General features: G+C 68.7%; 6 protein-coding genes. 3 read left to right on the top strand and 3 right to left on the bottom strand.

Features of this window, described 5'->3' with window-relative positions; genetic code table 11:
• Nucleotides 1-636 precede the first annotated feature (636 nt).
• Both KCH87_RS47065 and KCH87_RS47060 read right to left on the bottom strand, forming a co-directional pair.
• A complete protein-coding gene (locus KCH87_RS47065; RefSeq protein ID WP_210594138.1) occupies nucleotides 637-1,578 on the bottom strand; it encodes an SDR family NAD(P)-dependent oxidoreductase in 942 nt (313 codons plus the stop codon).
• Between the two features lie 110 nt (nucleotides 1,579-1,688).
• On the bottom strand, nucleotides 1,689-3,176 hold the full coding sequence (locus KCH87_RS47060; RefSeq protein ID WP_210594137.1) for an aldehyde dehydrogenase: 1,488 nt from the start codon (nucleotides 3,174-3,176) through the stop codon (nucleotides 1,689-1,691).
• Between the two features lie 106 nt (nucleotides 3,177-3,282).
• On the opposite strand from KCH87_RS47060, the gene KCH87_RS47055 reads away from it, so the two are divergent.
• The 3 genes from KCH87_RS47055 (at nucleotide 3,283) to KCH87_RS47045 (ending at nucleotide 11,268) form a co-directional block, all read left to right on the top strand.
• On the top strand, nucleotides 3,283-3,864 hold the full coding sequence (locus KCH87_RS47055; protein ID WP_210594136.1) for a TetR/AcrR family transcriptional regulator: 582 nt from the start codon (nucleotides 3,283-3,285) through the stop codon (nucleotides 3,862-3,864).
• Nucleotides 3,865-4,900: 1,036 nt separating this feature from the next.
• Nucleotides 4,901-9,832, top strand: a complete 4,932-nt coding sequence (locus tag KCH87_RS47050) for a ricin-type beta-trefoil lectin domain protein (protein ID WP_210594135.1) — start codon at nucleotides 4,901-4,903, stop codon at nucleotides 9,830-9,832.
• 185 nt (nucleotides 9,833-10,017) lie between these two features.
• Nucleotides 10,018-11,268: a hypothetical protein gene (locus KCH87_RS47045; protein WP_308299090.1), complete on the top strand. Its 1,251-nt coding sequence runs from the start codon at nucleotides 10,018-10,020 to the stop codon at nucleotides 11,266-11,268.
• Nucleotides 11,269-11,575: 307 nt separating this feature from the next.
• On the opposite strand, the gene KCH87_RS47040 is transcribed toward KCH87_RS47045, so the two are convergent.
• The gene (locus tag KCH87_RS47040) at nucleotides 11,576-12,088 is read right to left on the bottom strand and encodes a DUF5994 family protein (RefSeq protein WP_210594133.1); all 513 of its coding nucleotides are present in this window, start codon (nucleotides 12,086-12,088) and stop codon (nucleotides 11,576-11,578) included.
• Between the last annotated feature and the right edge of the window lie 150 nt (nucleotides 12,089-12,238).

Genomic DNA, 12,238 nt, shown 5'->3' with positions numbered 1-12,238 from the left:
GGCGGTGGAGAACGAGGGGCGGGAGACACTGGCGGGGCCGCGCGGGAAGGGGGGCCGGCTGGGGGGGGGGGGCGGGGGGGGGGGGGGGGGGGCGGGGGGGGGGGCCGGGAGGGGGGGGGGGGGGGAGGGGGGCGGGGGGGGGGCGGGGCGGGGGGGCGGGGGGGGGGGGGGGGCGGCGGAGGGCGGGGAGGCGGTTGCGCCGGTCCGCGAGCTCGCCCCAGATACGGGGCCTTCGCCGAGGCCGAAGCAACCGGCCACGATCCCGGACGACTCCTCCAACAGGCTGCGGATCAGCGGGCCCTGGGCGACGCAGACTTCCCCGCACAAGTCGTGACCTGGTGCATCCAACGCCTCAGCGCAAGGCCGACACAGCGCACGAGCCCGCCACGCACAGGCCCGCAACGCAGCCGCACAGCACACCGGCGCTTCGCTGTACACGGCAGCAGTCGGCCGAACTCCGCAGGTGACACAGGCAAGGCGGCGCTGATCACGGCCGGGTGAACAGCCGGGGGGATCGGGTCCAGGACCTTCTGCTGGCGGAACCTTGCCGCGCTACCTCGAGTCTTCGGCCGGTGGGGTTCGTGACCTGCCGGTCAGAATGCCCGGGACTTTGGGGGCGCCATGTGTACGGGGTCGTCAGCGGGCTGCGTCGACGAGGGCGGTCGAGACGTCCCACATGCGCCGAGCCGCGTCCTCGTCGAGGGCCCATGCGCGTACCCCGTGCAGTCCGTCGATGATCTCCTCGACGGGTTCGGCCTCGTTGCAGTCGTCGAAGTAGCGGCCGCTGACGCCGCGGAGTCGAGGGGAGGAGGCCAGAAGCACGCTGGTGGCGGCTCCCTGCTGGGGCGTCTTGGCGGGGACGGTGGCCTGGAGACGAGCTCTCCGGTCCGGGTCCCAGTGCCGTTGCAGGTTGGTCCAGATGCCACCGGGCATCAGGGCGTTGGTGGTGATGCCGTGCCGGGCCCAGCGGCGGGTGGCTTCCACGGCGAAGAGGATCTGGGCGGTCTTGGACTGTCCGTAGGCATGACCGGCGTCGTAGGGGCGCCGGCGGAAGAACAGGTCGTCGAAGCGGACGGGCGAGCTGCCGTGGCCGCTGGAGCTGACGGCGACGATCCGTGCCTCGCCGGTGGCCGTCGCCGCTTCGGTGAGGGCGTCGTGCAGGGCCAGAGTCAGCGCGAAGTGCCCGAGATGGTTGGTGGCGAACTGGAGTTCCCAGCCGTAGGGGGTGTATTTCAGGGGCGTCTCCATGACGCCGGCGTTGTGGATCAGTGCGTGCAGCGGGCCGTTCCATCCGGCGGCGAACGCGTCGACGGAGTCCAGGTCGGTGAGGTCGAGTCCGCGTACGGCGACGAGGTCGTTGCTGGTGGTGGCCGCAATGTCGTCGGCCGTGCGCCGTCCGGCGTCCAAGTCACGGACGGCGAGCGTGACATGAGCTCCGGCGGCCGAGAGTGCGCGGGCGGTTTCGACGCCGATGCCCGAGGAGGCACCGGTGACGATCATCGACCGGCCGGTGAGGTCGACACCGGCGATGACGTCCAGGGCGGTGCTCGATGCCGTGAACGGAGTGGTGATTCGCATGGCTGTTGTCCAGGTGGGTGACGTCTGCGCGGTGGGAGGGGGGAAGGGGGAGGGGAACGGCCTGGTCCGGTCCGGCGTAGCGGGCCGGACCAGGCCGTGTCGTGTCACTGCTATCCGTTGATCACGCGCAGGGGTTCGCCGTCGATGAAGATGACGTGCGTGTTGAAGAAGGCGTCCAGGCCCTCGGGGCCGAGTTCGCGGCCGTAGCCGGACTGCTTGACGCCGCCGAAGGGGACGCCGATGTCGACGGTGATGCCGTTGTTCAGGTTCACCGTGCCGGAGTTGATCCGCTGGGCCACGCGCAGGGCGCGCTCGGTGTCGGTGCTGTAGACGGCGCCGGACAGGCCGAACTCGGTGTCGTTGGCGATGCGGACGGCCTCTTCCTCGTCCCGGTAGGTCAGGACGGTCAGGACGGGCCCGAAGATCTCCTCCTGGGCGACCTTGGCGTCCGGGGAGACGCCGGTGATGATCGTGGGGGCGACGTAGTAGCCGACGTCGTGGCCGGGGGCCCGGCCACCGCCGACGGCGAAGGTGCCGCCGTCCTTCTCCGCGGAGGCGAGGTAGTCCAGGACCCGCTCGTAGTGCTTGCGGGTGACCATCGCGCCCACGTCGGTGGCCGGGTCGCGGGGATCGCCGACGGTGAGTTCGGCGAACGCCTCGGCGAGAGCGGCGACGATCTCGTCGTGCCGGTGCTCGGGCACGATGAGCCTGCTGGGGTTGGTGCAGCTCTCGCCGTTGTTCCCGGTGACGCCCGGCACGAGGGTCTCGACGATGCGGTCCAGGTCGGCGTCGTCGAGCACGAGTGCCGGTGACTTGCCGCCGAGTTCGAGGGTGAGCTGCTTGAGGGTGTCGGCGGCAGCGGCGGCGATGCGGCGGCCGACCACGGTGCTACCGGTGAAGGTGATCTTGTCGACGCCCGGGTGGCGCACCAGGTGATCGCCGCCCGTGGGCAGGGCGTTGACGATGTTCAGCACACCGGCGGGCAGTCCGGCCCGCAGCGCGGCGTCGGCGAAGTAGCCCGCGCTGAGGGGGGTGTCCTCGGACGGCTTCATTATGACTGTGCAGCCGGCCAGCAGGGCCTGCGGCAGCTTGAACGCGGCGAGTGCGAGCGGAGCGTTCCACGGGACGATGGCCGCTACGACGCCCACCGGCCGCTTCTCGATGCGGGCGCTGACCCCCGACAGACCGGTGCGCAGTTCGGTCAGCTCCGTCACGTCCGCCAGCGAGGCGTAGTAGCGCAGCAGGCCGGGCATGGTCAGCGCCCCGCCGCGGCTCTGCCCGACCGTCAGGCCGGTCTCGGCGATCAGTACCTCGGTGACCGGGTCGGCGTCCTTCTCCAGTTCCTCGGCGAACTTGGTGAGGATCTCGGCGCGTTCGCGCAGGGTCAGCCGCGGCCAGGGGCCGGAGTCGAACGCGGCGCGGGCCGCGGTGACGGCCGCGTCGATGTCCTCGGAGCTTGCCGCGGCGGCCGATCCGATCTCCTTCTCGGTCGCGGGGTCGACGACGGGGATGCGCTCGCCGGTCGAGCCGGGACGCCAGGTGTTGTTGATGAACAGGTCCCGCTCGAACACGGGCGAGGAGGGTGAGGGAGTACTCATGACAGACCTTCCGCTACGGCCAGTAATGAAAATAACTGGATAGTTACTATCTAGGCACCCCGTCCGGAGTTTGTCAATAACTGGTTGGTTACCTTAGGCTTGAGTCATGGCCTACGACTCCGCGGCAACCCGCGCAAAGATCCTCCGGGCGGCGATCGAGGAGTTCAGTGCCTCTGGCTTCGCCGGTGCCCGCATCGACCGCATCGCCGCGGTCTCGGGCGCCAACAAGCGATCCATCTACGTGTACTACACGAACAAGGAACTCCTGTTCGCCGCCGCCCTGCACAAGGTCATCAGCGAACTGAACGACGCGGTGCCGCTCACCGAGGACGACCTGCCGGGCTACGCGGGCCGCATGTTCGACTACCTGACCCGCCACCCCGCCGCACTGCGCATGCATCTGTGGCGCCAGCTGGAGCGGCCCGAGCTGGGCCCCGATGCGGCGGACGTGTACAGCGAGAAGATGGCCCGCATGACCGCGGACCCGGCCGCCGGGCAGCTGCCGTCGACCGACCTGCTCGTCCTCATCACCGGGCTCACCCAGAGCTGGGTGCTCGCGCCACGGGATCTCCTCACGGCCGCCGACGGCACCGATCCCTACCGGCCCGAACGGCTCGCCGAACACCGCGCCATCGTCGTCGAAGCCGCCCGCCGCCTCTGCGCACCCATCCCGACAGCCCCGGCATAGCGACATGGCCGCCGCCGTGGCCGCCCCGAGATCCTCTGTGTCGGAGAAAGCCGTGTGGTCACCGAGAAGCGGCCACAGCGGAACGTTCGCGCGGCAGCCTGTGACGAAGCGAATCTGGCAAGGGCTCGCACGGTGGTGTTGGGACAAGTCCTTCGATTGGGGCTTGTGGCGGGTACGGAACCGGCACCGCCTTCAGGCTGCGGACGGTGTGGCAGGAGCTGTCCTGACGGGGGCCGCGCCTCATTACGAACCTGTCCTGACCTGGTGGTTCCGGACAGCAAGTCAGCGTCCGGAACCACGTGGTACGTTCCGGCCGGAACTTTTCATCCATTGGTTGTGGGTTCGAGTCCCACAGGGCCTACCGCATCGTCGGCGCCTGCAGGGCTCTGACCAGCAGAGTTGTTGCCCTGTCTGCATCCGTGGCCAGGGCAACAACCGTGGTTGGAAGCGGCTTGCGTGAGCGGTTGCGGGGCCCGTTCGTGTGAGCAGGGCCTTGCCGGAAGGGCTGAGCCATCGGCGCGCCTCGACCGTCTGACCCCGTACGCCTGCGCGCCCATCGACGGGCTGGCGACTTCTGGTCAATTTATGGCAGAGAGTAGTCGTAGCCTGCACGCTTTCTTCGCATGCCTCACACGTGCCTCACACGAGCAACTCCTGTTGTGAGCACGGCGTTTGCACATGTCGCGCCGTGAACAGCCGTGCAAGTGATTTCCCGTTCCGTGACCCGGACGCCAAGATCGGCCCTTGCCTCACCCGGTTGACCTGTGGCTATGGTGACGCCGCGCACTCACACGAGGGGCCCTGACCAGCCCACCGTGACGCGCGCACGTCATTCGGCGGCCGGGGGGACTGTGCCGTCACGGGGGAGGAGTGCTTCGTCATGTCGCGATACGGGCTTGTTGTGAACGGCTACGTGGTCGCTGCTTTCTGCTGCCGCTGTTCCCGCGCCGGAACAGCGGGCTGACCCCGCGCGTATCCCACCGCCTCTTCGGGCGGTCACCCCTGCCTGCCCTCGCTCGCTACGAAGGATGCCCCTTTGCGATTCAGACCGGGGTTGTTCAACCCCAGATCACGAACATCCGCAGCGTTCACCTCTGCCGTCACGTCCGCCGCCGCCCTGGCCGTCCTCGGTGGCCTGGCCGTCCAGCCCGGTCAGCTCGGCCGGGACGCCGAACAGCCCGTGGCCGCGGCCGGCGACTCGTACGACGGCTTCGACACCAAAGCGGCTGAGCAGCTGCGCGAGGATCAGTGTGTCGCCGCTGATGCCCTGCGCAAGGGCGGACCCAACCTGTTCGCCCTCGCACAGAACTCCATCGGGCTGCCGCCCGATCAGCTCCATCAGAAGCTCAAGCGGGACCTCGCCGACAACAACAGCCCCCTGCACCAGGCCTCCTATGCGGACAGCGCCAGCAGTGACCAGTGGACCAAGAAGGCCAACGACCAGGAGCAGGCGTTTTCAACCGCCGTCAGCGGCCTGACCTCCTACCCTGACGCACCGCGCGGGGCGAGCGAGATCTACGACAAGACCGGCCTGCTGCCGTGGCTGTACCAGTCGTACTTCAAGTCGGTCGACCTGTTCTCCCCGTTCTACGATCCGTCGCCCACCGCGGACGACAAGACGAAGGCCGCCGCGCTCGCGGTCGGCGACCAGCTGTACACCACTGGGGGCACACCGGAGGAGCAGCAGGCGTGGAAGCTGTGGAAGAAGAACTCCGGGAAGATCGAGCCCAACGAGCTGTTCGTTCCCAGGGTGTTCGCCGATGACGCTCGCATCTTCCTGTCCTCAGGCGGCTTCCCTCGCACTGCCCCGGCTCCGGACACCCCGGAGTTCCGCATCGCGGTCGAGGACCTGAAGGCCCGCTTCGCTTCGTGTGCGTGGCACGCCCCGATCGACCCGAACCGGGTTCTCGGCAAGGAGGTGGCGCAGGCGTCCGCCGAGTGGCAGCAGGAGATCGCCGCGCAGGCCACGCAGCGGCAGCAGATCCTCGCTGCCAACGTCACCGCCACGAAGGCGTTGCAGGACGGCACGTTCGGCCTGGGCCAGGTCCTCGGCCAGTCGTGGCTCGCGGACTACTCCACCCGCTGGCAGGACTACTGGTCCGCCGGCGGGTTGGGCTGGATCGGCGACAGCCCTGCGGCGATCCAGGTGCCGGGCGCGACGGGCAGCTGCCTGGACGTTGCGGGCGGTGCGAAGACCAACGGCACGCCCGTCCAGATCTACACCTGCAACGGCGGCGCGGCCCAGCAGTGGACGCTCGAGGGCAGTGAGGACGACCTCCACCTTCGCAATGTCGGCTCGCAGAAGTGCCTGGACGTGGCCGGGAACGCGTCGGCGAACGGCACGAAGATCCAGATCTACGACTGCTACAAGTCCGCGGGGCAGTCGTGGCAGGGCGACGTCCGTGCCACCGCGCCCCTGAAGAGTGTCACCACGGGGAAGTGCCTGGACCTGAGCGCGTTCACCAAGAGCACGGACGCGCGGCTGTGGGACTGCAAGGACGCCGGTTCGCAGAAGTTCCTGATCAAGCCGTCCGGTCACAAGGGCACGGACAGCCCCTCGTACCCGGACAAGGCCGAGTTCGACAAGGCGAAGAAGGTCGTCACCGACAGCCAGACGGCTGCGAAGAAGTATGTGGCCGCGCTCAAGACCCAGTTGGAGAACGCCAAGAAGTCGGCCACGGCGTCCGATGCGGCCGAGCAGGCGGCATACGGGATTGCGGATGCTGCCGGCGCGCCGCGGGGTCGTGGTCTTCTGGTCGGTCAGCAGAAGGCCCAGGTCACCAAGGGTTCGGTGGCGGCGCTGACGGCGATGGTGAAGGCCGGTGAGACCGCCGAGGCCGCCACCCGGGCCTCCGCCGGTGACAGCGAGACGATCACGCAGCGCGCGCTGGCGCAGGCCGCGCAGGTCAACGCGGAGTTCCGTAAAGAGGCCGCGCACACGGCCGAGTTGCAGGCGAAGGCCGCCGCGGATGCGGCCAGGCTGCACCGGGACAACGCCAAGAAGGACAAGGAGACCGCGGAGGCCAAGCTCGTCGTCGCGCTGAAGGCGGAAGCGGACGCGAAGGCGGCTGCCGCCGACGCGCACGCCAAGCGGCTCGCGGCCGAGGCGGAGGAGAAGACGGCCAAGGCGGAGAAGGAGACCGCTGCCGCCAAGCAGGCCGAAGCGGCTCAGCACAAGAACAACGCGCAGGCCGAGGCGGCGAACGCCCAGGACGCCAGGGAGAAGGCGGAGGCCGCCGAGGGAACCGCGGTCGCGCGGAAGAACGACGCGGTCAAGGCCCGCGACAACGCCCGTGACCTGCGGGACGACGCCTGGGACGCCGAGCAGAAGGCGGACGCCGCCCGCGCGAAGGCGGACGCGAAGGAGGCGTTCGCTCAAGCCCACGAGTCCGACAGCAACGCCCAGGAATCCAGGGCGGCAGCGGACGCGGCTTCCGCGCACGCGGACGACGCCGAGGCGGCCGCAGGCCGTGCCCGGACCGAGGCGAATGCGGCCACCCAGGCGGCAGCCGAGGCGGACGCCGCAGCCACCCGCGCGGAGGCAGCCGCCAAGCGGTCCCGTGCGAACGCGGACGCCGCCCAGGCCGCCAAACTGAGGGCCGATGCCGCGGTGAAGACCGCGACCAGCGCCGTGGCCGACGCCATCCAGGCATCTCAGCACGCCTCCTCCGAGGCCAAGACGGCCGTCGAACTGGCGGACGAGGCGGAGAAGCTGGCCAAGACCGCCAAGTCCCAGGCGGACGCGGCCAACAAGGAGGCCGCCAAGGCCCTGGCCGCCTCGGCGAAGGCCGCGGGCTTCGCCCATGTCACCGCGCAGGCCGCGGTCGACGCGGGCAACGCCGCCGTCCAGGTCGCCAAGCCGGCCAACGACGCGATCGAGCTCGGCTCCCCGTATGTCACCACCGACTCGGCCGCCGGCCTGGTCGTGCTGACCGGACAGGCGTCGAAGTCGATCACCGAACAGCAGAAGGCCGTCGCCGACGCCCACGCCAAGAACGCACAGGCCGAAGCCTCCGCGGCCAAGAACCTCGCCGACCAGGCAACGGGCGACGCGAAGATCGCCTACCAGTACGCGGCCAACGCCGCCGCACACGCGGCCACCGCCCGCGGTTACTCCAAGGAGGCCCTCGGCTACGCGGCCGACGCCGCCGCAGCCGCCTCAAAGGCCACGGCGTCACTGGCCCGGACTGTCGAATACGACCGCCAGGCCACCGCCGACGCGGCAGCCGCCGACAAGGCCGCAGGCCGCGCCGAGGGCTACGCCAGGGATGCCCGTGACTCCGCCGACCAGGCCGCCCACGACGCCCAGGCCGCACGCGACGCCGCGGCCGCGGCCGAGCAGTCAGCCAAGGACGCACGCGCCGCAGCCGACCGCGCCGACGCCGCCGCCACCGAAGCCGAACAAGCCGCCAAGGACGCGCTGAAGTACGCCGAGGAGGCACAGGAAGCCGCGGAGTCCGCGGCGCGGAAGCAGGCCAACCAACAGGTCAACAGCGGCGCGGGTACCGGCATCGGCGGCACGTGGTACGTGGTCGACGACGACAGTATCGAGATCACCGACGCCAAGCAGCAGAACGACTGCGTCATCGACATCGGCTTCGAGGGTTGCACCGTCACGTTCCTCGTCACGTTCAACGCGACGGTCGACTTCTTCCTCTGCACCAACCCCGATGTACCGGCCACCGCCAACGGCTGCCCGTCCGAGGACACGCTGCTCGTGGAGAGCAAGCCCTTCAAGGGCTTGAAGAAGGAGGTCACGGAGCACTTCACGAAGCTGGAGCTGATCCAGCAGACACTCACCTACAAGATCATCAAGGCGGTCCTGGTCCAGGACTTCGTCGACTGCTGGCACGGCAGCGCCAGCGGCTGCGGCTGGGCCTTGAGCAACTTCATCCCGGGCAAGGCGTTCACGAAGATCGCCGAGGCGATCCGCGCGCTGGACGCCGCGATGAAGACCGGCATCGGCGTCGCCGACGCCTACAAGACGTTGAGGGCCCTCGACCTCGATCCTGCGACACTTGCGAGGATCGAGGACACCGTCAACCTCTTCGAAGACCTGGCAACGTCCTGCAAGATCAACAGTTTCCCGGGTCGCACCCTTGTGCTGATGGCAGACGGCAGCCGCAAGGCGATCAGCGAAGTACGCCTGGGTGACCGCGTGCTGGCCGAGGACCCCGAGAGCGGCGATCAGCGCCCGCAGGTTGTCAGCGCGACGTTCGCTCATGCTACGGACCGTCTGATCGACATCACATTTGCCGACGGAAGCGCCCTGTCCAGCACCGCGGGGCACCGGGTCTTCGTCGTCGATCGCGGCTGGGTCGTGGTGTCGGAGCTGCGCCGGGGCGACGAGATGCGCTCGCCCGACGGAACGGTCCACGCTGTCAGCGGGCTGCGGGATCTGACGGATCTGGAACCGCGCAAGGTCTACGACCTCACCGTCGACGGTCTGCACACCTTCTTTGTGCGTGCCGAAGGCCCGCGTGCGGATGACCTCCTGGTCCACAACTGCGCGAATCTCGCCGACGAACTGGAGTTCCCGAGGAGTGGGGCTCACACGTTGAGCAGGCACGTCAACGTGACCCCGGAGCAGGCCAGGCAGTTCGCCATCGAGAATGAGCGGAAGGGTCTGGAACCCATCAGCACCGTGTGGACCGACGGGGACATCGCCCAGCAGGCGGTTGACCGTGTTCTGGCCTACTACTTCTTCCCCAATGGCAAGCGGAGGGAAGCCAGCTTCGACGCGCTGGACAATTTCCTCCACCATCGGGGCCAGTGGAGGAACAAGACCGAGTTTCCGATCACGGGACGATGGGACAAGTACGAATCTCTGGGCAAGGTGCACAAGGCGGACGGCTCCTGGGAGGCCGCGGGGAACGAGGTCCGGGTGGCCCTCAAGAGGCTGCCGGGGAAGGACGGCCATGAGGGCTACATCGTCTTTACGTCGTATCCCCTGAAAAAGCGCTCCTGAGGTGGCGTCGACGATAATCGGCCCATGACCTGAGCATCAGTGGGCCCGTCCTGGGACGGGCCCACTGATGGAACACACTGAGAGGCGATGAACACATCGTGGCAAGGCATCGTGGGTGCTTCAGCGGGCTCTACGAAGGGGACTTCGGCCTCAGCGCACTCACAGAGAAACTCTGTGCCTCAGGCGTGCGGGTCGATGAAGCACAGGCGCTGGATCTCGCCGCAGAGGTGGCCGATGACTGCGATGGTGAAGGCGCCGTCGAACTCGGTGTCGACCTGCGTTGCCTGCTGGAGTCCGCTCTGCCGGAAGAGCTGATACGCACGGCATGGCTCGCGGCCACGCGTCGTAGCTTCGATCCCGTCGACTTCGGAATGGACATGCGCGGCTGGCTCCGCCGACTCGCGGATCGGTACCCGGCCCGCTCCCGGAAGAAAGCCCGCGGCTATGGGCCCGAATCATCCCCGTCGAGCATGGGCGAGGAGGAGTTGTGCGAAGCCGTGGTCCTGGAGATCCGAACCTCCGCGTCCCAGCTGAGGCACGCGATGGCGAAAAGCGGTTTCGCTGCTCCGTTGCCTGAATCCGTACCGGAAGCACTGGAAGGAATCGTCAGGGAGAGTGACGGAGAACTCGGGTTTCGCCTTTTCCTGCGGGTCCTGAAGTCGTACGGCGTTCCGGTGGCCAAGGACCAGTACGACCGCCTCATGGTGCTCGACACCAAACTCCGGTACCCGGGACCACTGGTATACGACGGCCTCAATGTGCAGTGGCTGCCCGTCGACACCACCCGGCGAGACGCCACAGGAGACTTCGGATTCTCCGAACTCACGTCGTGGTTCACAGGGCAATGGCACGACCACACGGCCAGGGAGACGGTGCAGAGGGCCGCAGCCAACGACGATACCGCCGAGACCCCGGGCTCAGCGGCAGCCTTGCTGCTCGAGGACGCGCTCCGCTTGCTGGAGTCCTCGCTTTCCTCCGGCACGATCACCACACTGTGGCTGGCCGCGTCGGACCGAGGCTTCAGCATCGACCGGATGGGCATCGACGCACGGACCTGGCTTCAGACGATCGCGGAGGTGTGTCGCGAACGCTTGCAGGAGGTCGCCCCGTCGTACACACCGGTCAAGCCGCCTCTCCAGTCCGAACTCACTGGTCCGGTACTTCGGGAGATCCAGGACTTGACGCCGCTGCTGGCGGACCGGACCGTCAGCCCCGGCTGGCATGAGATTCCGGGCATGACCGCAGCAGAAGCGCTCAAACAAGTCGTCACCACGGTCGACCCCGACCTCGGATACCGGCTGCTCCTCAGGCTCCTGCATGTGCTGGCCTTGCCACTGACCGAGGAGCAGTACGCCCGCCACCGGACGCTTGGCGAACAGTTCGGCTACGGGGAGTTCCACGTCAACGAGTTGGAACTCCTGGTGGAGCACGTGTGATTGGGTGACCGGATGGCTTCGGTCAAGCCCCCATCATCGCTCTGACCAGCACAGTTGTTGCCCTGTCCGCGTGACCAGGGTCGTGCCGGAAGGGCTGAGCCAACGGTGCGCCTCGACCGCCTGGCCCCGTACGCCTGCACGGAGCGAAGAACCACGCCCACCGGGCTGGCCGGCATCCCTCGCGGCGCGACCGCGCCTGCCGCGCCGTGAACAGCCGTGCAGGTGATTTCCCCCCGCCGATGCCTCGTGCACCCAAAGCTGCTGCTCAGCGGCCCGCCGTGCGTGAGCGATGCGTGAGCGCGGCGGGCTACTGAGGGTCGGCCCACGGGCCTTCCGTGATGCTCGGGTCCACTCGCTCGGTGCCGGTGTCGATAAGGATCTGGTCCGCCTGCGTCACGCTGTCGGCGCGGACGGCCTCGGCCATGGCGGCGCGCGCGGCGTCGGGCGTCGCGTGTGGCGGGATCACGAGGAGGGAGAAGAGGTCCTGCTCGCCCCGGGTGATGAGGACGGTGTCGTCGCCGACCGGAGAGGAGTCGATGTGGACGACACGGTCGTCGATGGTCATCCGCGTCGGCAGCTCTTCCCAGGCGCCGGCGTCCAGGCCGACGCGGGTGACCGGCCCGAGGTACTCGGTCAGCGCGGTGATCAGGCCGGGAAGCTCGGCGGCGATGTCGCGGGAACGCGGCCACCACGCCCCGTCGAGCACTCCCCGCCGGTCGTGTGTCGTCTCCAGCCGTACGACAGCTGTCCCGGGCCGCACGACCTGGTGGACGGTGTCCGGCAGGAGCCTGGTCGCACGCGGGGTGCCGGAGTCTGACATCGCACTCGCCTGCCTGCCGCGAAGAGGAAACCGAGTGGCTTCCTCGTTTTCACGGTACTCCTCGGCCGACGGCGGCCGGGGCCCCCGCTGTCACCAGCGGGAGCTGCGAGGCACACCGGAGTAGAGTGACTGATCCGGCCCGTCTCACAC

This window comes from Streptomyces sp. GESEQ-35, from assembly GCF_017948485.1.
In the GTDB taxonomy this organism is placed as follows: Bacteria; Actinomycetota; Actinomycetes; order Streptomycetales; family Streptomycetaceae; genus Streptomyces.
This window is presented reverse-complemented; position numbering and strand designations above follow the sequence as displayed.